The organism is Pseudomonas sp. FP453, from assembly GCF_030687495.1.
Lineage (GTDB): Bacteria > Pseudomonadota > Gammaproteobacteria > Pseudomonadales > Pseudomonadaceae > Aquipseudomonas.
Map to the genome: position 1 here is coordinate 5338698 of NZ_CP117435.1, position 20568 is coordinate 5359265.

Below are 20568 nucleotides of genomic sequence, written 5' to 3' on the forward strand. Positions count from 1 at the left end.
ATGAGCCTGCCTGCTGCTTTCCTGCACGACGTCGCACAGCTGATCCCGAACGATCGGCGCTTCGACGACCCGCTTTCCACCCTCGCATTCGGCACCGACGCCAGCTTTTACCGATTGATCCCACAGTTGGTAATCCGCGTGGAGTCAGAAGACGAAGTCGTCGCCCTGCTGCAACTGGCCCAGCGCGACCGCGTTCCCGTGACCTTCCGCGCAGCCGGTACCAGCCTGTCAGGGCAAGCGATCAGCGACTCCGTGCTGATCGTCCTGGGTGATAACTGGAACGGCCGCGAAATTCGCGGGCAAGGCACGCAGATCCGCCTGCAACCCGGCGTCATCGGCGCCCAGGCCAACGCATGGCTGGCGCCATTCGGGCGCAAGATCGGGCCAGACCCGGCGTCGATCAATGCCTGCAAAATCGGCGGCATCGTCGCCAACAACGCCAGCGGCATGTGCTGCGGCACGGCGCAAAACACCTACCACACCCTCGCGGGTATCCGCCTGGTATTGGCTGACGGCAGCCGCCTGGATACCGAAGATGCGGCCAGCGTTGCGGCCTTTCGTGAACAACAAGGCCCGCTGCTGGAGCGCCTGGCGACACTCGGTCGCGAGACGCGGGCAAATGCTGAATTGGCGGCCAAGATCCGCCACAAATACCGTCTGAAAAATACCACCGGCCTGTCTCTCAACGCCCTGGTGGATTTCGATGACCCGCTAGACATTCTCAGCCACCTGCTGGTGGGCTCCGAGGGCACCCTGGGATTTATCAGCGCCGTGACCTACGACACGGTGATCGACCACCCGAACAAAGCCTCCGCACTGATTGTGTTCCCGGACGTCGAGACGTGCTGCAACGCAGTGACAGTGCTGAAAACCCAACCAGTCTCCGCCGTCGAGCTGCTGGATCGGCGCAGTATGCGTTCGGTGCAGAACAAACCCGGCATGCCCGCATTCGTACAGCACCTGTCGGAAAACGCCTGCGCACTGCTGATCGAATCCCGCGCCGCGTCGTCATCGCTACTGCAGGAACAACTGGCACTGATCATGGCGTCACTGGCGGGGTTTCCAGTTGAAAAACAGGTCGACTTCACTGAAGACCCGCTGGAAAACGCGCGCCTGTGGGCCATCCGCAAAGACACCTTCCCGGCCGTCGGCGCCGTGCGTAAAACCGGCACCACGGTGATTATCGAAGACGTGACCTTTCCGGTCGAACAGTTGGCCATCGGCGTCAACCGCTTGATCGAACTCTTCGACAAACATCACTACGACGAAGCCATCCTTTTCGGACACGCCCTGGAAGGCAATCTGCACTTTGTGTTCACCCAAGGCTTCAATAGCGCGCAAGAAGTCACACGCTACCAGGCGTTCATGGACGACGTGGCACAGTTGGTGGCCGTGGAGTTTGGCGGCTCGCTGAAGGCCGAACACGGTACGGGCCGCAATATGGCGCCGTTTGTCGAGCTGGAATGGGGCAGCGATGCCTATCAGCTGATGTGGCAACTCAAGCGTCTGCTGGACCCCAACGGCATCCTCAACCCGGACGTGGTCCTCAGCGAAGACCCGCAAATCCACCTCAAACATCTCAAGCCGCTGCCCGCCGCCGACGAGCTTGTGGATAAGTGCATCGAATGCGGCTTTTGCGAACCGGTGTGCCCGTCCAAAGGGCTGACACTGAGCCCGCGCCAGCGCATTGTGATCTGGCGCGACATCCAGGCAAAACAACGCGCCGGCATCGACACCACCGAACTTGAAGCGGCCTACCACTACCAAGGCATCGAGACGTGCGCCGCCACCGGCCTGTGCGCCCAACGCTGCCCTGTAGGGATCAACACCGGCGACCTTGTGAAAAAACTGCGTAGCCGCGACGCCAACCGTACGAAAACCGCCGAATGGTTGGCCACCCATTTCTCCACCGCACTGCAAGGCGCACGCTTCACATTGCACGTAGCCAATGGCGCACGGATGCTGTTGGGCGCGCCTCGCCTGGCGAAGCTGTCAGCCACGGTCACCAAACTGTCCAAGGGGCAGATCCCGCAGTGGTCCAACGCCATGCCGCAACCGGAAAAAACCATCCGTTTCAGCCCCCCCGTGACCGACGAGCGGCCACGTGTGGTCTACCTGGCTGCCTGCGTCTCACGCGCCATGGGGCCGGCAGCCGGGGATAAAGAGCAGATGTCGCTGTACGATAAAACTCGTGGCCTGCTGGAAAAGGCCGGCTATCAAGTCGTCTCCCCCGACAACCAGGACAACCTCTGCTGCGGCCAGCCCTTCGCCTCCAAAGGCTATGCCGAACAAGCCGAACACAAACGCCAGGAACTGATCGGCGCCCTGCTCCACGCCAGCCGTGGCGGCCTCGATCCGATCTATTGCGACACCAGCCCCTGCACCCTGCGCCTGGTGCAAGACCTGGGCAACACACGCCTGGACCTGTACGACCCCGTCCGTTTTATCCGCACCCACCTGATGGACCGCCTCGACTTCACACCGCAGGAAGCCCCCATCGCCGTCCACGTGACCTGCAGCACCCAACACCTGGGCGAAAGCCAGGCCTTGATCGACCTGGCCCGACGCTGCGCAAAAACCGTGGTCATCCCGGAAGGCATCCATTGCTGCGGCTTTGCCGGCGACAAAGGCTTTACCACGCCGCAACTCAACGCCCACTCACTGCGCTCCCTCAAGGACGCCGTGCAATATTGCAGCGAAGGCATCTCCACCAGCCGCACCTGCGAAATCGGCCTGAGCCAGCATGGCGGCATTGATTACCACGGGCTGGTCTACCTCGTGGACCGCGTCACCCAGGCCCGCGCCCACTGACCCAGCAAAAAAACCGAACCCCTGCGCCCCAGCGCAGTCATCTGCATAGGCCTCGGCGAACGAGGCCCCTCAGTGATGTCGCTGGCAACCCGTGAACGCCAGCAGCGTCGAGCCCTTTTGCGCAAGGAGATACCCTATGAAGCGTTCCGCTCTTGCTGGCTTGTTCATCACCGCTGCGATGCTGGCCTCCCCCGTTTTCGCTGCCGGTGACAAAGACCTGTGCGAGATCAACCTCAACAAAATCAACGACGGTAAAGCGACGCTCGCCACCGACAGCACTGGTAAAAGTGGCGAGATCGACACAGCCGTCGCGTCGGCCAAGGCCGCCCATGCCGCAGGTGATGACAAAAAGTGCATCGAGATCACCTCCAAGGCCCTGCAGGATCTGCAGAACAGCGAGAAAGGCGGCCAATAGGCGCCTCACCCGCTCGAGGCCAACCTTCGGGTTGGCCTTCCGTGACGGTTTGGCGTACACTGCACAGGCTTGTCACTCACTATGAAACAACGAGTTACAAGCACGGGGCCGTTTAGGATTCGACGCCGGTTGCGAAACTTTAGGTGCATGCCGAGTTGGTAACAGAACTCGTAAATCCACTGTTGCAACTTCTTATAGTTGCCAATGACGAAAACTACGGCCAGGAATTCGCTCTCGCTGCGTAAGCAGCCTTAGCCCTGAGCTTCTGGTACCTTCGGGTCCAGCAATCACCAGGGGATGTCTGTAAACCCAAAGTGATTGTCATATAGAACAGAATCGCCGTGCAGTACGTTGTGGACGAAGCGGCTAAAACTTACACAACTCGCCCAAAGCACCCTGCCCTTCGGGTCGCTGAGGGTTAACTTAATAGAAACGGCTACGCATGTAGTACCGACAGCGGAGTACTGGCGGACGGGGGTTCAAATCCCCCCGGCTCCACCAATTTGTCTTCCCGGGAAGACCCAAAAAAGCCGTAAAGCCTAGATAAATCAAAGCTTTACGGCTTTTTTCTTGCCCGCGTTTTCCCACCTAATCCCAGGGCATCCCACTGTTGACGGGGGCACATATGGGGGCATAAAACGCTCATCAGCTCGCTCGGAGAGGATGTGCCCCCAATGCCCCTGAAAGACACCAACTGCCGTAACGCCAAGCCCCAGGACAAGCCATACCGCCTGTACGACGAACAAGGTTTGTACCTTGAAGTGCAGCCCAACGGAGGCCGTTACTGGCGCTTGAAGTACCGCTTTCTGGGAAAGGAAAAGCGCCTGGCGCTTGGTGTTTATCCTGAGGTCGGCCTGCAGGAGGCCCGGCGCAAGCGTGATGACGCTCGTGTTCAGCTTGCCGGCGGCCAAGACCCTTCGCTGCAACGGCGTATGGCCAAGGTGGTCAGCCAGCTTGATCACCAGCACACCTTTGAGTCGGTTGCCACGCAGTGGCTGAGTATTCGCGAGTCATCCTGGGATCCCGAGTACACCCGCACGGTGCGGCAGCGTCTTGAGCTCAATGCCTACCCCTGGCTGGGAAAACTCCCGATCAGCAGCATCAGCACGCCCATGCTGGTCGAAAACCTGCAGCGCATCATCAAGCGCGGCGCTCGCGAGACGGCGCGTCGTGTTGCCCAGATCTACAAACAGATTTTCGAGTTCGCCGAAGCTGCCGGCATCACCCCACCCAACCAGATCGGGAATCTCGCGCGAACTCTCCCAGCCAAGCGGGTGAAACACTTTGCTGCCGTGACCGACCCTGAAAAGCTCGGCGCTCTGCTTAAAGCACTGGATAGCTACACGGGTACACTGCCTGTTTGTTGTGCGCTCAAACTGGCCCCGTTGCTGTTCTGCCGGCCCGGAGACCTGCGACACATGGAGTGGTTGGAGGTCAACCTGGATGCTGGCGAGTGGTTGATTCCCGGCCACAAGATGAAAGGGCTCACTGTTACCAAAGAGGATCGCCCGGATCATTTGGTTCCTCTCAGCCAACAAGCGGTCGCGGTCCTGCGCGAGCTGAAACCACTCACCGGTAGACATCGATACGCCTTCCCCTCAGCCCGAGGAGGCGACCGACCGATGTCCAACAACGCCGTCCTCAGCGCGTTACGCCGCATGGACATCAGCGGCGACGAAATGACAGGCCACGGCTTTCGTGCGACAGCGAGAACCATAGGCGCTGAGGTGCTGGGGTTTCGCCCCGATCTTCTGGAGCATCAGCTTGCTCACACGGTAAAAAATCCGCTGGGACGTGCGTACGACCGAACCTCATTTTTGCCTGAGCGACGCGACATGATGCAGCGCTGGTCAGATTACCTAGATGCTATTAAGGCCTGAGCTCATAGCGTGGGCTTGCAATACCGATCCCCACTTGGTAAAAATATGGCATCCTTCGGACGTTCATAGGACTCCGTGGGATCGTCACGCTGCCCCGGTTACGGCGTTAAAAATCCGAAGTCCATCTGTTGTTAGCAAATGGACTTTCTGGCTACCTCATCGGGGTTTTGCCAGCATCTCGCAAGGCCTTTTGTGCCTGCTCGTCAGCAGCAAGGCTGCTAAAGAAACGTACGGGCACCTATACCGTACCAGCAGGATCTTTCCTCTCCCCCACGCCAAAGACATAGCTTCAGCTGTCATACGCACAGCTGCCGCCGGCACTAAATCTCGGAGGCCCATAACACGAGGCCCGACAAACGCCCCTGCTTTGCAGTAGGAAAATCCGAGCGCCACTCCCAACACATATGCGTATTGCAGCACTTGAGGACTGCTGCAGCGCCACCATCTGAGCACCAATCAAATGTCAGCACGAACTATTGCACCAGGCCCAGAGGAAACGCGTTTCCTTCGCCTGCCCGAGGTTGAGCTCGCGGTCGGTAAAAAGCGATCCACGATTTATCGCGACATAGCAGCAGGTAAATTCCCTGCCCCATATGACCTAGGCAGCAGCAGATCGGTTGGCTGGCTCAGCACGGAGATATCTGCCTGGATCCTGAGTCGGCCGCGCGTGCAGCTCCGCGGAGGGCATAACAATGACTAACGTATCAGCCCCACTGCGCGCGCAGACCCAGTGGTTCCATGTTTTCAGGGCAATGATTGATCAGGGCGACGTCGCCCGAATTGGGCCCCATGCGTTTACGGTTTATGCCGTCATCAAGGCACACGCCAACTTCGACCATGGCTTATCGAAACCGGGCATTCAACGGATTTCCGAACAGTCTGGAGTCAGTCAGGCACAGGTCAAACGGGCACTAGTTGTTCTCGAAAAAGCCGGCTTCATCACGAAGAAAAAGTTCGGCCGATCCAATCACTACACCTTACGCGAAAAGGTGCAAGTCACTCAGGCCGGCTTACCACATAAGGTAGTAACCTGGGATTACGTGCCAAATCTCGCACATCAGACCGTTACGGACCTCAAAAAAGCTATGAACGCTGGCGATATCGCAAGTACGCGAATACTGAGCATCGAGCATCTGAATATACAAATCAACCTGGCAGGCGGAAATTCACAAATCAATTTAGGCTCATTGCAAACTGACCTAGATCGACTGCCAGCCGGCATTCGAGAAACGCTGCGTAGAAATCTTAATCGCCGTACCGATCTTATACACAGCTCAGAGTGATACGTATCACTCTGAGCTGTGATGGATCCGGATAGAGCTCTCCTAGAGCTCTATCCAAATCAAAATTGGGTTCAGGCTGAGCCCCTAAAAAGAAAGAATTAAAAAATAAAAGAACAGCTAGACGAGTCGGCGCGAGAACACTGCGATGCCGTTACTCGCCTCCGCCTTCAGCAACTGAAACTAGATCAACCACCGAGCCGACACCAAACGCGGTACATTTACACCAATCGAGCACGACCGACAGTGCCGGAATGGAGCGACCAGGCCGGTTTGAAAGGGAATTGGGGTTATGAACAAAAAATCGCTTTCCGAACGGGGTATCTGCAGCAGGTACATCGCCCCCGTTATTCAGCAAGCCGTCTGGAGCATACACAAGCAGGTAATCCAGCCCGCTCAGGTGAATGAACAACTGACCGACGCCCAGGCCCAGCAGGCCGTGGCATGAGCATTGTTGACGCCCGCTACGAGCGGTTAATGCCATCATTTGACCTGCTGGCAGATGAAGTAGTTCTGGCTCAAGCCTGGAAAAAAACCGACACCTACATTCGCAGACATAACTGGTATGCCGACATTCTGGAACTGGAGCAGGTTTCTCTGCTGCTACCGCAAACACTTAAAGAGTGGCAGCGGCAGGTTTCCACTGGCGACCACAGTACAGCAAGCCCATTGCGTCTGGTGCCAGCCCCAAAGAATGGCAAGTGGTATTTTCCATCGAAGGCTGAAGGCGGCGACTGGAAATTCAAACCCGTACTTAAAGATGATGACACAGTACAAAATGAACCAGATTTACGTCCGTTAGCCCATATCAGCATTCGTGAGCAGGTTTTGGCTTCTGCCGTCATGCTATGTCTCGCGGACGCAGTAGAAACACTACAAGGTAATACTGATCCCGCGAGCTACGGCAGCAAGGCCCAAGCCAGGCAGCGCGTTTGCAGCTACGGCAATCGGCTGTTCTGCGACTGGCTTGAAGAGTCTGATGGCAAACAGCACGCACGCTTTCGGTGGGGCAATGCCACAACTTATTCGCAGTTTTTCGTGGACTATGAGCGCTTCTTAGAGCGCCCCGCAGAGGTTTGTCGCGAAGCACTGCCCAGCCTGCATGACGAGCGTCTGTTTGTGGTCAAGCTTGATCTGGCCCAGTTTTATGATTGTGTTGATCAGTCTTCGGTGGTCGACCGCTTAAGGATGCTGTATCAGCGTTATACCAAAGATTTTGCTATCCCTTATTCCGAGGATGAGGCTACACCGTTCTGGCAAGCGGCTGAGAAGATTCTTAGCTGGCAATGGCAACACAGCGACTCAGATAATCGCAGCGATCTCAAATTAGGCTTGCCTCAGGGTTTGGTGGCGAGCGGCTTCTTTGCCAACGCTTATATGCATGATTTCGACCAGATGGTCGTTGCGCGAATACGCAGAAAGACTCGCATTCGTATGAGTTCCACAGGTATTAGGATTAGGCTGCTTGACTACTGTCGCTATGTCGATGACATGCGCTTAGTCGTGGCCATTTCGAATGAATCAGCACAAGATTTAGCGCTTGAAACACTTGCGAAAAGTATAAGCAAGTGGGCTAACAAGCGTATCAAAGAGTGTTTCGCGGACGCGGCCAATTGTTTGGAAATCAAACAAGAAAAGTCTGAAGCAGTCGCTTGGGAAGACTTCGCCGTTCAGGGCAGTACCTCCCGCTTTATGCGAGGCGTGAATGGGCAAATCAGCACAGCCCCCGATCCCGCGACTTTGCTGCAAGCTACCGGCAGCCTGGATCACTTACTTTGGCTTGCCGACGCACTGGATGATGCCAACGATGTCGATGAGAACCCCTTATCGCTGGCCCGTATATCCCTGCCGAGAGCGGACGTGCGTGACGATACCGTCAAACGCTTTGCGGCCAATCGATTACGCCAAGTGCTACGCATGCGCCGCAGCATGGCCGATCCAGAGCTACCCGCCGAGGATGCGCTGACCAATATTGAAGTCAGTGAGCGCCAGGCACTTGATCATGAAATGGAAACGATTGCCCGTAAGCTGATCGCTTGCTGGTCACGCAACCCTGCCCTGGCCAGCGTTCTGCGCTGCGGCTTGGACATATTTCCCTCTGCCAAGCTCCTGCGACCGGTTCTTCAGGCATTGATGCTGAAGCTAGAGCCCGCCGCACCTCAATCCGAGCGGGAAGTCGCGTTGTTTGTGCTTGCTGATCTGCTCAGGGCCGGCGCAGTAGAAACAGGGCTGCACCGTCCCGAAAGCTACCCAGAGTCGGCGGACATAACTGGCTATCGCAAGGAGTTGCTGCAGGCAGCACTAGAGGCAACTGAGAACGCTACACTCCCGTGGTATCTGCATCAGCAGGCTGCACTCTTTCTGGCTGTCATGCAGTACCCAGTTACTTTGCCGCCCACTAGAGAATTGGCTTCCTATAGAACACTGCATGACGCTTTACGCCTTACGCCGCCAACGACCGCAGAAGCTTCCAACGCACTCACCGCCGGGCTGCTTGTGATGCGAATTACCGGTCAGCGGGATAAGTTCATCATTTGGTTGAGTAATTGGCTGCAAAAGCTGAAGACCAAGGAGGCCCAAAAGCTGATTGATGATATTGCAATGATAGATACCCGAATTCTTGGAGAGTTACATGGTGCATGGTGTGAGTAAGGGTAAGGTAGGTTTGATCAAGTACCTCGAACGTTACTTGCCTAAAGGCCATGCGCAGGACATATCTACACGATTAAAAGATTGGCCCAAGGGTATGCGCTCGTTACTGACTATCGTGTCTCACCCAGAAAACCCATTTGTTCAAGAAAACGCATTACTCAAACTGGCTGCCGAGCTTCTAGGGGATAAGCACTCTGGTTGGCTGAATTGTGATGGACTGGGTTTGGACTCGGTATCAGTCGACTGTGGGGACTGGAGCAAGATTCAACACCCAGATACGACTCTGACCTTGACCGTTAAGGCTCCTAATACAATCCTGCATCCATGGAACGAGAAACCATCATGGTGCTCCGTAGAAATGGCCTGGGCCTACCGTTTAGGACGTCTATTACGCTCAGCTATCATCGGTGAAAGTGACTTCACCACTCGCTTCTTACCTGTACGAGAAGAGCAGTTTGATCGTTATCGTGGCCTGCAAAGCAGCTGGTACAAACGCCGCTTGGGGCTGATGCCGCTGAGCCGCGGCTTAGGTGAGGAGCCAACTCCCATTTCGCCGTGGCTCAATGAACTGGTCATGCGTCTTTTGCAATGGCCTGGACTAGAGATCAATAGGACGGATATTCAGGGCTTTGCTGCGGTTCGCCAGCCGTCAGACTTGCTCAAACTAGTCAAGGCTCGCCTGGCTGAGCAAGGCCGTATATACGGAAGACAGTCTAATCTTCCCGCCTATCTGCTGCCTGTTGAGTGCTCCCCAAAATCCAAACTGCGTGAATTCAAGGTTGCGTTGGTGCAGACGTTAATGCCTCGAGACAGCGACTTCTCCAGCAGCGATCCGCTGATGTGGACTGCATCCCACCGGGCTAGGCATAGAGCACATCTAGCCGCCATGTGCCGCTTGCTCGGACAGCAACTGGCAGCAAGCCGCTTCGCAAATCGTAAGACCTCAGCGCAACAGAAGAACCAGCTTGATCTCATCGTCTTTCCAGAACTTGCTATTCATCCAGACGACATGTGGCTGCTTCATCGGCTTTCAGACAGCACGGGGGCCTTAATCTTCGCGGGGCAAACATTTGTTGAGCACCCCTACCTGAAAAAGCCTATCAACCGCGCGGTGTGGCTGTTACGACAGGAAAGCCCCGCTGGTAGACAGATCATCCGAGCGTATCAGGGCAAACAGCATGGCATCCCGTGGGAACTATCCTCTGGTGTTGAGGGGCACCGCCCCTATCAAGTGATTGTTCAGCTCAAGGATCAGTCAGGTGCCGAAGCGAAGCTGACTGGGGCCGTCTGCTATGACGCAACAGACCTCAAACTCGGCGCAGATATGCGCGACATCAGTGATGGATTTGTTATCGCTGCCTTGAATCCAGATATCAACACCTTTGACAACATGATTGCAGCCCTACAGTTCCATATGTATCAGCCCGTAATGCTGGCCAATACAGGGCAATATGGAGGCTCCAGTGCCCATGCCCCCTGGAAAGCCCACTATGAGCGACAGATCGCTCATGTCCATGGCAACAACCAGGCAGTTATCAGCATCTTTGAGGTGGATCTACTGGCATTCCAGAACACTCGTAAAATTGAACCCCAAAAAGACAAGAAGGCAGCGCCGGCCGGATTTAAGGGGCGCAATCTAGGGGCTGCTTCATGAGCGAAACCTTCAATATCTACTGCGACGAGTCCTGCCATCTGGAGAACGATGGCCAGAAGGCCATGGTACTGGGTGCGGTCTGGTGCCCTGAGGCCAAGCGGCTGGAGATCGCTCAGCGCCTGCGTGAAATCAAGGGCAGACATCGGCTGCCGCCAGATTTCGAGATCAAGTGGACCAAGGTAGGCGCGACAAAGCTGCAGTTCTACTTAGACTGCATCGACTATTTTTTCGATGACGACGACCTGCATTTCCGCGCGTTGATCGTGGCCGACAAGGCCCGCCTCAATCATCAGCAGTATCGGCAGAGCCATGATGACTGGTACTACAAAATGTACTTTTCGATGCTTAAGACCATCTTCGAGCCGGATGCCGGTTATCACGTTTACATCGACATCAAAGACACCCTGGGCCATGAGAAGGTCGCCAAGCTCCATGAGGTGCTGGCCCACAACGCCTATGACTTCTCGCGCAGGGTGATTCGCCGGGTTCAACGCATCCACTCCCATGAAGCCGAGCAACTGCAGCTGGCTGACTTGTTGATCGGCGCGCTGTCCTACCTGCATCGCGAGCTTGCCGGAAGCGAAGCCAAACATCGCCTGATCGAACGTATACGCGAGCGCAGCCGCTACAACCTGAAGCAGAACACGTTGCTGCGTGAGTCCAAGTTCAACCTGTTCCTCTGGAATGGGAGCAACGGGGTATGAGCCTGCCGGGATGGCTGCCGCTACAGGAGGAACTGAAAGCTTACGGGGGCGATTTCTCTCGTTACTTGGAAGCCATCTACCAGATCTTCTGTGCCGACTTCGTTGAGTCAAAACCTGTGTTCGCTGGCAAGCGTCTGGGCTTGAAGCGTCACCCGATTATACAGGGCAAAGAGGCCACCTTCTGGCACATGATTTCCGAAGGCAACGACGAAGCGGAACGCCTGCCCGACTTGCGGCGTTGTGAGCGTATTCGCTGGCCCAGGCCCATTATCGAAAATGCGGCCGACACCGCACTCAAGGTCTGGCGCGAGCCAAACGGCTCAGGCCATCGCGTGCTGATTTGGTTTACAGAGGCCGAATACTTGGTGGTATTGGACGAGCGCAAGGACTATATCCTACCGTGGACGGCCTACCCGGTTGAACGGGAGCATCAGCAGAGGAAACTGGAAGGGCGCTGGGAGAGATATCGCGAGGGGAATTAGGCTGGCCGCGCCCTCCGCAGGAGGACGGGGCCGTTACTCCTTCTACGCTTACACCCGAGGGCTGGTAGATGAGCTGGTGCGAACAGTAGGTCTTCCCGGCCTCAATTTCAAGTAACGTTACATTAATTCAGACGACTGCCACATAAGCTGCCACTATTGCCTCTTCCGATGCTCAAGCAGAGGGCCGCAACCCGCCTCCAGCGCGTTGAATGAGCGGATATAACGATACAAGGTAGTCCGCGAAATGCCATAGCGGCGGGCCACGTCACCAGCCTGTATCTCAGGATCTCTGAGAAGAGCTTTTATCTCACGTACCTGACGATCATCAAGCGATGGCTTTCGCCCACCTTTCCTTCCGCGGGCACGAGCGGCCGCCAATCCAGCCCGGGTTCGCTCTTGAATAAGGTTGCGCTCAAACTCTGCAAGCGAAGCGAATACATGAAATATCAGCTTGCCGGCAGCGCTGGTTGTTTCGATTCGCTCATTGATCGACTCGAACCCCACCCCTTCCTGCTCCAGGCGACTAACGATCCCAACCAAGTCAGGCAGCGAGCGCCCGAGACGATCCAGTCGCCACACGACCAAAGTATCCCCGCTGCGCAAAGCCTTGAGACAATGCCCCAGCTCCGGCCTATCCGCTGACTTGCCGCTTATGGACTCTTCGTAAACCACGGAGCACCCAGCCAGAGCAAGTGCATCTCGCTGCAGGTCGAGGTTCTGATCATCAGTCGACACTCGGGCATACCCAATCCGCTTTCCCATACGTTTTTCTCACACTGATTTCGGTACAGGAAAAGTGACAGGAAAGCGGTAAATCCCAAGTCCAAAAGATCATTTGGAATAGGTGTGCCATAAACGACCGTTTAAGGGACGGACGGGCTCGTCAATTTCAGGCACTGAAAGCGACCGAAAACGAAGCCCAGGATATTTTTTCTCGCTCAACATTTCCTTTCGCAGCTCAGCACCTGAGCTGAATGGAGAAATGACCATGAAGCAGAGTTTCCACTCACATTTTGATCGGGACTTGACCAGAGCCGGCTCGGCAATTCTCAGGGAGGCAGTCCGAAGCGGGCTTCTCAGTCAGCACGAGGCCATGATCCACGACCAGCAATGGGCGCAGTTTAGTGTTTATGCCAACGAGTCTCATGAGGTAGACATCCTGGAATTCATCAATAAAAAATTGGTGAGGGAGTACGGGGAAGAGCTCTATATCCAGGCATACCAAGGAAATCTCCCGCTGCAAAGCGTGTCTGGCCTGCTTGAGACTGTATATTCAGTGATGGGCTTCGCAACTAATGGGCGCTGGAAAGGCGCAGCGGCTAACGTCGGTAGCCGTCTTGGCTTTCCAAGCCATGCACGGATTACCGTACCGCGCAGTCTTGACCGTACTAACTTTGAAGCCGCAATGGTGGATATTCAGACTCTCTACTCAGAGCAGCTAGCAACATTAATCAGGTCAGTTCGATACCTCGGCATGTCATTGCTTGAGGCTTTTTTCTTCGACGCAGAAGATGCTCACAAGGACGCCGAAGAAGAAAACATCTTTTATGTGTTCAGCAAAGATAAACATGAGCATCGGATCATTAATATCTCTGCCCCTGAGCAAATTGTAATTTTGGAGAAGGCCGCGGCATTTCAAAAGCTTCAGGGCAGCAGTCAGGCGACGCCAGCAGCTTGGCGTACATGGAAATTAAAGAACCTACCTGCAGCTCAAGAGCTTTTACTTTCTCACGGACTAAACATTGATGATTGTCGCGCGGCATATGCCTGCGAGCTCTACCGGCGATTGTCTGGTCACCACGCCCCGATTCTTGGGGGAAAAGCTCCCTACGATGAGGATCTGGAGGCTCGGAATCACGTCGCCTACGAGCTCGGAAATATGCGTATCTGGGAAACTGATGCGTACGTCGGTGCCCGAGCCGACCTGCGGAAGGAAGCCGCTGCTATCAGTCACTAAGCCATCGTACAGCAGATTTGGGATTAGATCAGACGCCCTTAACCTTGGCAGACCTCGAATCAAAGGAGTCAGGGTATGGATCGCTTTGAGTTGCTTGTATATGCCGTGCTTGCCGTCATCAGTGTGCTGACTATCGCAGGTGCATTCGGCTATATGATCGCAGCGTATCTGGACAAGAAGCACGGCGACGATTGAGCCTTCAGCGGAGCGACCAGATACCTGCAACAAACTGTCCGCTGCCATTGGCAGCGGGCGCTTCCCAAATCCATCGGCAAGGCACCCTACCGCTACGATACGCAGTACTTTACCAAGCCTATGAGGTCATGGGATGACTTCAGAACGGCTGTCAATTTCTGCAGCCTAACGAAGTTGCCGGAGCGCCGAAGCGTATAGATTAGCAACATGCACGCCCTCCATGTGGCGAGCTAGCTTGCCCAGTACGCTAAAACCCGTGCACCGACTCGCAGGCAACATCTGGTCTTGGGTTTTTCGAAAGCTACCGGAGAGTGTCTAGCGACCTCATCTATCCGGAACACACGCATGGAATTTCGTCGCCTCGGTAACGGGCTGTACTTCCCACCTATTGCACCAAACGGTCGTGTTTACGCTGTACCTCTTGGGCAGGAAACCCAGGTAGAAATTTTCTGCCTGACCCCATTAGGCATCATGGGCGCGGGCATCCTATCGCACTGGTCAGAAATAGTTGGTTTTTACTACGACGACGAATCATGGGAGATCATCCCGCGCAATTACTCGGGACGAGGAATGCGCTTCCGCAGAGGCCTATCCTGCATCATGGTGATCGCAGGCAACGAGGCTCTTACGACCCACATCCAGGGCTACCCAATCCCCATCTGCGTAATGAACCGCATTGCATTCGAACAGCAGCGAGGCAGTAAGGGGTAGCGCGTTACCGTCACCACCCGCTGCGCGACACAGGTACCAGTTGGACCGGCACGTACCAATGTTTATTTTATGAAAGTGAAGCCTTTCACTACTAATACAGATCAAAGCTGACCGGCTGACTTGGCCGTAAGCGTCACTGCTAATAGCAAACACAGCCTCAGCCCCCGCCTGCATGGGCCTGATGGCCGACAGCGAGTAGATTTAGCGCCCTTCACTGCTTATAGCCCGAACCCGTCGCCTTCCCTGATCAAGCGCAGCAATATATCTCGCCGTAGTTCACTGCTGGTAAGAGAAAGCCCCGCCAGACCAAGCTGCACGGGGCTTTCGGGATTTACAATCGGGTCAAATCTGTTCGGCACTGCTTATAGGTACTCAGCCGCTACCCTCCCGAATAGAGGTCGCCATGATTAAGCGCTTGGTATCTAGACAGCTTCTTCTCATAAGCGACCAACGTCCGACGTAGCTGACGATTGTCGCTCGCAACTCTGCGAATCTCAGCAAGCCGCCCCTCAACTTGCAGAACGAGGTGACGGTATGGGTATTCAACAAACTCAAACGAGGAAGCCGGGTATTTATGCTTGCCATTCCCCTTGGCAATAGTCAGGGGCGCGAATTTGTTTTTTTGTCCTTGCAGCGGCACCAGTTTGCACCAGTAGATCGAATACGCATTCGGGCTCACCTGCTTGATTGATACGCCGGCCACAACAGATTTGACCCCGGTCTTTTTGTACAGCTTCATGGACGCATCCACATAGCTTGCTACCAAGCATCTCGCGTCCGCAAGCAGCTGCTCGTACTGCTGATCCAGCAGGGTGACTATCGTTTGTGCTTCTTTACTCATGGCCAAGGCTCTCCTCGCTGTAAGAGCCAAAATGGTGACCGATCGATGAGCACGCGGAATTCGATTTCAGACCGTTCTACCGTCGGAAATCTACCGAAAGTGGGTAGTCTGGCTCAGGCTGTCATCCTACCTAGCGCCAGATGATCGACGGATGACGACATATCAGTCGCAGAAAAATATAACGTACAAAGGATGCACAATAGATGACGACGGCAGCCTTGACCTGAGCGGGACAATATCTACATGTTCGAAGTAGATGATAGTGTGCGGACGTATATCCCTGCCTAGCTGCAACTGGCCGATTTATACCAGTTACTACGGGCAGAAATCGGCCAGAAGCGGTCAATCATGACCGGTGCCGTCGACCCAAAGCTGCCGGTGGTGACATCCCGAAATGACCACTAGCAATCACTGGGAAGCATCTATGGCATTGAGGTTGATGCAGGCATCACGTCTGGCCACATGTACTGCTAAATCGCCTTGGCGGTCGTGTTTTAGTCAAGATGAGCATCGAGAGCCGCGATGAACTGGTTTTAAGACCTCGGTTTTTGCCGCCACCGCTAAATTGTCATCGACCTTGGCCCTAAGTATCGGACTGTGCTCGCCAATTTTTCACTACCAGTTTTCAAGGTGCTTAAGCTCAATGAATTCATCTCAAGATTTATAATAAGAACCTTCTACCGGTCTGCCGCCTCTTTTGAAAAGATTAACTACCACGCCGGCCTTTTGATTTGATAAATACTTACCGAGGTCTTCGGCTAGTGCTTCCTGGGTATAGTTCAAGTTAAGATAATTGAACCCTTCAATATTCCATCGCCCATCATCAAGCTCAGTCTTAAAAAGTGGCTTAAGCAGTTCGACAGCTGCGATGCTCTGCCACGGATAGCTTATGAGCCCAGTATGAATCAACTTATTAGACCAGAAATTAATATCTTTTAGAATTGATATTGAAACCGGAAGGTCTGCATATTTTTTATATTCAGCATGAGAGAAAAATGACAGCAGATCAGATATTTGAAGCGGAAAGTTAAATTCTCTGCCTTTTCTTTTTCCACTTAAGTAAGTGGACTTTGCGCTTGAAAAACCTATCAGGTTTTTGAAGTAAACCTCAATTGCGAGCCTTAGCTTTATTGGGATTATGGAAATATCTAAATTCCCCTGACAAAGTACGGGGGCTTTAATGTAGGCCGAGCGAGCAGATTGATAAAAATGCTGACCAATGATCATATTGTCCGCTAGGGTGCCGCCTTCAACTGGGATGCTATTGGTAAGCTCGTTGAATCGCGTGATCCCTTTTGAATACTCTAAAAACAAGCCTTGTTGTTTATAGTACTTATTTTCAGGGTTCAGAATTTTTTCAAGCTGGCCTTCTATCGTAGTGAGATGTGCAGATATAACAGCTTTGTCTCTGTCCCCAACATCTCTTCTAAATAGATAATTAGATAGTTGCTCAGGGGATACCTCCTCTTGGGCATCAATCGTTCTGCTTATTGCGTCCTTGATCAAACAAAGATTCTGGAACTGGAGAACAGCCAAAAGATCATTCATGTGAATCCGTCCACTTGTTACTATTCCTTGAGTAGGCCGACGGGTAAGTTAATCTACCACCCTGCCATAAATAAGCAGTCAGAGTACGCTATTTCTGGCCGTTTTGGTATGCGATGTGTGTCTAAGGAGCCATTTCTAGGTAACTGGTTATGAACGTTATCTGTCCATTGTCCAAGGCCGCTATGGGCAGACGGCAGCCGTTCAGACTGACCGCTCCTGGCCGGAAGCAGCCCTGTGCGACAGTCTGCAATCGGCCAGAAGCGGTTACTCTAAAGTATCTACGAATCTAGAGCCGGTCAGTACTCCTAATCCAAATCCTGTTTTATGGGCTAAGAAAAATCGGATCAGCCGTCGGGGCAGAAAATATGATTGATAAAACAGACATCGATAGCCACAAAAAACCATCCCAGTATTTGACTAAGGCCAACAGCAAAGCCCCAGCGATTGGCAACATGGATAGTCCCTTCAGTAACTGAAACGTCTTACTAAGGGTTTTGCCCTGCTTATCGACTTGATCGATGGTAATTCTGAGTAGACCCTGAAGTTTTGGGGGATACGTTTTTATCTTGTCTTTAAACTCATCGAAAATAACGTTAAAACTGTGCAACAGGCGCTCAGCTTGTAGCATTTGGTTGCGTAAGATTGCAAGCAAGACTATCGAGACTACCGCCAGACCAACGACAAGGATGAAAGCTTCGAATTTTGAGGTGGTATTCTCCAGGACTACCAAACCGGCAAAAGATATCGGCAAGGCCAGCATCTTACCTGCAATGTCACCAAGTACTCCGCTTAGCTTGGTGCCATAGTCAATTTCGGCTTGGGCTACCTCGCGTCTAACCCGCTCAAACGAAAAGCTGTAGACGTAGGTTTGGAGATTGGCACGATAAGTAGCCAGAACTTCACGCCACTCCCGCACGATCACAAGGAGCAAATTAGACTCGCTCTCGAACTTTTCAATAACACTGGCAACAGCCATCCGAATCATTAACTTACGCTCGGAGAGATGTGCCTTGTTTTCGTTTTTTCGATTTAGGATTTCTTCCAGCAAACTCAAATGGTTGAGTTCATAATCAAGAATTTTGATATCAACCTGAGTGGGCAGCAGGAATGTTCTCGGGGGCTTGGCTCCATCAGGAGGTAAGGCAAAAAATAGGTTATAACCATCTGGGCTACTGTCTTTGTCAACGCCGATTGCTAGTAACGCAAGCAATTCGATTAGCCGGCAAACCCGTCTGAGAGACTTGATCTCCGGGGGGTCAATCTCATCGCTGTCCGACCAGCAGAGCTCAATGATGTAAACATTGCTTGGAAAATGGCCCTTTCCCAAAGAGCCGTTTCGCGCGACAAACTCGCCTAGGCTGCTGTAAAAGCGTCCCGACTCATTCGAAGGCAGGCGAAACTCTATCTCAACAGCGTCGGTCTCCACAGAAAGATGCTCGAACTTTCCGTAGGCCGCGGGCAACCCATCACATTGTCGTAATGTGCTAATGATGTCGTCCGTTGGCGCCCCCTCATAACTGACGATTCCATCTTCAATGACGGGTGCCCCAAGGGCGCGGTAGAGGGCTACCACATGAGAGAACATTGTCAGCTGATCCTTGCCTGTAATTCCTTCTCGATCACATCGATCAGTTCGGTCGTCATGTTGGACAGGATCAATTTCTTGCGCCCCTCATCGTAATAGACGTCTGCTGCCGGATCCTTCCCAAGCGCTCCACGTTCGAACTGCAGCGACCAATTGGAAGCATCACCTTTGATTCGAGTCTTCTCCCTGAGCGTTTTCGCGTTGACCGTGAAATCGTCAGGCACCTTGTTTTTTTCACTATTCAAATAATCTTTAAGGCCCGCAATTTCATCCACCAGGTCAGCAGGGACATGAGCGACTGCGGCGTGAACAATGGAGTCCAATCGTGCAGACTTGCCTGCAGCCAATTGTGCTTCTAAATATTTGATAACTGCCTCTTTAGCCCTGTAGCCGAAACTTTTTAACGATTTTTTATCGCGAAAAAACTTTGCTACGTTATCGATAGCATTCTTCGTAGCACGCCCCGAAGCCACTCCTTTTGCACACCCCAGTGCAGAGATGAAGTAGTCGGACGCCTGGCTATCGCGACCACGACTAATGAAGCACAGGTAAGTTGAGTCGGCCTCTTCTGCCGTTTCATCTTCGGTCGTTTCGGGCGCTGAGGCGGCAGCAGCTGCCATAGCCTGAATGGCGACAAAACTACCCAGATTGATCCGAGCGGCTTGCTGTACTTTGCTCAGATCTACTTCCTGAATCTCTTTAGGCACATAATTTTCGTCCAGCTGAATGCCATCACGCTCCTTCATGCTGGCTACGAGGAAAAAATTGGAAGCCCCTGAGGAGTATTGCGCACACAGAATATGTCCGCCGGTCGACAGCACCTGATTGCCCGCCTGTTCTACCAATTGATCCATCGCCAAGTGAGTCAGATCGATGAATTGGGCCTCATCATCCTGGACGGCTACAAACTCAGTGAAACGTCTCGGAAATGGACCTTGGCGCTCATCATTGGCGAACTGACCATAGACCACACTATTGCCTTCCTTACCAATGAGACCGTGGATCCCATTCACAAGAAATTGTAACGCCGGGTTTTCGGTATTGAGCACCACATCCTTTTTCACAACTTCGGAGATAAAGCTCGTCTTCGCCAGCTTTTTGAAGCTGTGGATGATGGCGGTTTTCAGTGTGATCATAGGTCGAATTCCGTTCCGATAACATCAATATGGAATCACTGAAAATAACATCTTACCCAACAAACTTCAGGGCTTATCGCTGCGCGTGAAGCGTCAAATGGAATCCTTGCCTATTCACGCGCGCACCCGACACCGCCATACAACTGTACATCCATACAGAAAAATGATCCAGGCCGTTCGTCTTGCCGAGTTAGGGAAAACTAGCAAGCTCACGTCAGGACTTCAGCATCGTTGCGAAACCTGATGAATCGCCACTAATTTCGTAGACGCATCGGAATGACTGCTTTTGGCCGATTGCTGCCTGTCGTGAGGGGCAGCAAGCGGCCGTCGGGTGTCGACGAAACCCGGGGCAAATCATTGAGCTAGGGCAGCTCATCCGCCACCGACAAACAACAGTCAATTGCAATCACCGCCCGCATTAGATCATTCCTCAATGATGGAAGCGTAGCGCTTATTACTGAGCTGTTTCGCTTGGACATATTTAGGAAAGTTGCCAATGCGGCGTCGGAGTGCTGAACCAGACGGGCTAGATGCTCACCACGAGGGCCACAAGTCCCTTTCAGCCAGTTTTTAGCAGTACGTTCGTTTGCATTCGTCCACTTCATCAATGTCTTCACGGCCTGGTGCGTGGAGCCCAACTCACTTTGTAATGCTGCCGCAAGTCCCGACGCATAGTCTTGTTTGTCCGGAAAAATTTTGCCTTTTTTAGGAATCATT

General features: G+C 53.6%; 18 protein-coding genes and 1 other RNA gene. 13 read left to right on the forward strand and 6 right to left on the reverse strand.

Annotation, left to right across the window (positions count from 1 at the left end; all coding sequences use genetic code 11):
• The 11 genes from PSH87_RS24290 to PSH87_RS24340 all read left to right on the forward strand — a co-directional run bounded on the left by PSH87_RS24290 (position 1) and on the right by PSH87_RS24340 (position 11878).
• Positions 1-2811: an FAD-binding and (Fe-S)-binding domain-containing protein gene (locus tag PSH87_RS24290; protein WP_305431406.1), complete on the forward strand. Its 2811-nt coding sequence runs from the start codon at positions 1-3 to the stop codon at positions 2809-2811.
• Between the two features lie 136 nt (positions 2812-2947).
• Positions 2948-3226: a hypothetical protein gene (locus PSH87_RS24295; protein ID WP_017735529.1), complete on the forward strand. Its 279-nt coding sequence runs from the start codon at positions 2948-2950 to the stop codon at positions 3224-3226.
• Between the two features lie 104 nt (positions 3227-3330).
• Positions 3331-3727: a transfer-messenger RNA gene (ssrA, locus tag PSH87_RS24300) on the forward strand.
• Between the two features lie 173 nt (positions 3728-3900).
• Positions 3901-5106, forward strand: coding sequence for an integrase arm-type DNA-binding domain-containing protein (locus tag PSH87_RS24305; protein WP_213632515.1), 1206 nt, complete (start codon positions 3901-3903; stop codon positions 5104-5106).
• A gap of 460 nt (positions 5107-5566) precedes the next feature.
• Positions 5567-5806: an AlpA family transcriptional regulator gene (locus PSH87_RS24310; RefSeq protein ID WP_213632516.1), complete on the forward strand. Its 240-nt coding sequence runs from the start codon at positions 5567-5569 to the stop codon at positions 5804-5806.
• On the forward strand, positions 5799-6389 hold the full coding sequence (locus tag PSH87_RS24315) for a helix-turn-helix domain-containing protein (RefSeq protein WP_249746326.1): 591 nt from the start codon (positions 5799-5801) through the stop codon (positions 6387-6389). The genes PSH87_RS24310 and PSH87_RS24315 overlap by 8 nt, the downstream gene beginning before the upstream one ends.
• Positions 6390-6678: 289 nt before the next feature.
• Positions 6679-6834, forward strand: coding sequence for a hypothetical protein (locus PSH87_RS24320; RefSeq protein ID WP_213632517.1), 156 nt, complete (start codon positions 6679-6681; stop codon positions 6832-6834).
• Positions 6831-9038 (forward strand): RNA-directed DNA polymerase, encoded by a 2208-nt coding sequence (locus PSH87_RS24325; RefSeq protein WP_213632518.1) that lies wholly within the window; start codon positions 6831-6833, stop codon positions 9036-9038. The genes PSH87_RS24320 and PSH87_RS24325 overlap by 4 nt, the downstream gene beginning before the upstream one ends.
• Positions 9031-10692 carry a hypothetical protein gene (locus PSH87_RS24330; RefSeq protein ID WP_213632519.1) on the forward strand — a complete coding sequence of 554 codons (1662 nt, stop codon included), beginning with the start codon at positions 9031-9033 and terminating at the stop codon, positions 10690-10692. The genes PSH87_RS24325 and PSH87_RS24330 overlap by 8 nt, the downstream gene beginning before the upstream one ends.
• Positions 10689-11396, forward strand: coding sequence for a DUF3800 domain-containing protein (locus tag PSH87_RS24335; protein WP_213632520.1), 708 nt, complete (start codon positions 10689-10691; stop codon positions 11394-11396). Before PSH87_RS24330 ends, PSH87_RS24335 begins: the two co-directional genes overlap by 4 nt.
• Positions 11393-11878 (forward strand): hypothetical protein, encoded by a 486-nt coding sequence (locus PSH87_RS24340; RefSeq protein WP_213632521.1) that lies wholly within the window; start codon positions 11393-11395, stop codon positions 11876-11878. The genes PSH87_RS24335 and PSH87_RS24340 overlap by 4 nt, the downstream gene beginning before the upstream one ends.
• Positions 11879-12031: 153 nt before the next feature.
• Here the strand turns inward: PSH87_RS24340 and PSH87_RS24345 are convergent, their stop codons facing one another.
• Positions 12032-12640 carry a recombinase family protein gene (locus PSH87_RS24345; RefSeq protein WP_305431409.1) on the reverse strand — a complete coding sequence of 203 codons (609 nt, stop codon included), beginning with the start codon at positions 12638-12640 and terminating at the stop codon, positions 12032-12034.
• A 226-nt stretch (positions 12641-12866) separates the two neighbouring features.
• Between PSH87_RS24345 and PSH87_RS24350 the strand changes: the two genes are divergently transcribed.
• On the forward strand, positions 12867-13835 hold the full coding sequence (locus PSH87_RS24350) for an integrase (RefSeq protein ID WP_236295561.1): 969 nt from the start codon (positions 12867-12869) through the stop codon (positions 13833-13835).
• Positions 13836-14375: 540 nt separating this feature from the next.
• Positions 14376-14741 carry a hypothetical protein gene (locus PSH87_RS24355; RefSeq protein WP_305431411.1) on the forward strand — a complete coding sequence of 122 codons (366 nt, stop codon included), beginning with the start codon at positions 14376-14378 and terminating at the stop codon, positions 14739-14741.
• Positions 14742-15120: 379 nt separating this feature from the next.
• Here PSH87_RS24355 and mobI read toward each other — a convergent pair whose 3' ends face one another.
• The 5 genes from mobI to PSH87_RS24380 form a co-directional block, all read right to left on the reverse strand.
• Complete coding sequence (gene mobI, locus PSH87_RS24360; RefSeq protein WP_220075012.1) at positions 15121-15582, reverse strand: conjugative transfer protein MobI(A/C); 462 nt, start codon at positions 15580-15582, stop codon at positions 15121-15123.
• Positions 15583-16236: 654 nt separating this feature from the next.
• Complete coding sequence (locus PSH87_RS24365; RefSeq protein WP_305431414.1) at positions 16237-17130, reverse strand: hypothetical protein; 894 nt, start codon at positions 17128-17130, stop codon at positions 16237-16239.
• Between the two features lie 322 nt (positions 17131-17452).
• On the reverse strand, positions 17453-18715 hold the full coding sequence (locus PSH87_RS24370) for a hypothetical protein (RefSeq protein ID WP_305431415.1): 1263 nt from the start codon (positions 18713-18715) through the stop codon (positions 17453-17455).
• 2 nt (positions 18716-18717) lie between these two features.
• Positions 18718-19851, reverse strand: coding sequence for a nucleoid-associated protein (locus PSH87_RS24375; RefSeq protein ID WP_305431417.1), 1134 nt, complete (start codon positions 19849-19851; stop codon positions 18718-18720).
• Positions 19852-20213: 362 nt separating this feature from the next.
• Entirely contained in the window at positions 20214-20567 is a 354-nt protein-coding gene (locus PSH87_RS24380; RefSeq protein ID WP_236295553.1) for a hypothetical protein, read from the reverse strand.
• Position 20568: the final 1 nt, after the last annotated feature.

Bases quoted from the DNA above. Each gene is read 5' to 3' on its own strand.
- PSH87_RS24290 (WP_305431406.1), top strand. From the start codon at position 1: ATGAGCCTGCCTGCTGCTTTCCTGCACGACGTCGCACAGCTGATCCCG.
- PSH87_RS24295 (WP_017735529.1), top strand. From the start codon at position 2,948: ATGAAGCGTTCCGCTCTTGCTGGCTTGTTCATCACCGCTGCGATGCTG.
- PSH87_RS24305 (WP_213632515.1), top strand. From the start codon at position 3,901: ATGCCCCTGAAAGACACCAACTGCCGTAACGCCAAGCCCCAGGACAAG.
- PSH87_RS24310 (WP_213632516.1), top strand. From the start codon at position 5,567: ATGTCAGCACGAACTATTGCACCAGGCCCAGAGGAAACGCGTTTCCTT.
- PSH87_RS24315 (WP_249746326.1), top strand. From the start codon at position 5,799: ATGACTAACGTATCAGCCCCACTGCGCGCGCAGACCCAGTGGTTCCAT.
- PSH87_RS24320 (WP_213632517.1), top strand. From the start codon at position 6,679: ATGAACAAAAAATCGCTTTCCGAACGGGGTATCTGCAGCAGGTACATC.
- PSH87_RS24325 (WP_213632518.1), top strand. From the start codon at position 6,831: ATGAGCATTGTTGACGCCCGCTACGAGCGGTTAATGCCATCATTTGAC.
- PSH87_RS24335 (WP_213632520.1), top strand. From the start codon at position 10,689: ATGAGCGAAACCTTCAATATCTACTGCGACGAGTCCTGCCATCTGGAG.
- PSH87_RS24340 (WP_213632521.1), top strand. From the start codon at position 11,393: ATGAGCCTGCCGGGATGGCTGCCGCTACAGGAGGAACTGAAAGCTTAC.
- PSH87_RS24345 (WP_305431409.1), bottom strand. From the start codon at position 12,640: ATGGGAAAGCGGATTGGGTATGCCCGAGTGTCGACTGATGATCAGAAC.
- PSH87_RS24350 (WP_236295561.1), top strand. From the start codon at position 12,867: ATGAAGCAGAGTTTCCACTCACATTTTGATCGGGACTTGACCAGAGCC.
- PSH87_RS24355 (WP_305431411.1), top strand. From the start codon at position 14,376: ATGGAATTTCGTCGCCTCGGTAACGGGCTGTACTTCCCACCTATTGCA.
- mobI (WP_220075012.1), bottom strand. From the start codon at position 15,582: ATGAGTAAAGAAGCACAAACGATAGTCACCCTGCTGGATCAGCAGTAC.
- PSH87_RS24365 (WP_305431414.1), bottom strand. From the start codon at position 17,130: ATGAATGATCTTTTGGCTGTTCTCCAGTTCCAGAATCTTTGTTTGATC.
- PSH87_RS24370 (WP_305431415.1), bottom strand. From the start codon at position 18,715: ATGTTCTCTCATGTGGTAGCCCTCTACCGCGCCCTTGGGGCACCCGTC.
- PSH87_RS24375 (WP_305431417.1), bottom strand. From the start codon at position 19,851: ATGATCACACTGAAAACCGCCATCATCCACAGCTTCAAAAAGCTGGCG.
- PSH87_RS24380 (WP_236295553.1), bottom strand. From the start codon at position 20,567: ATGATTCCTAAAAAAGGCAAAATTTTTCCGGACAAACAAGACTATGCG.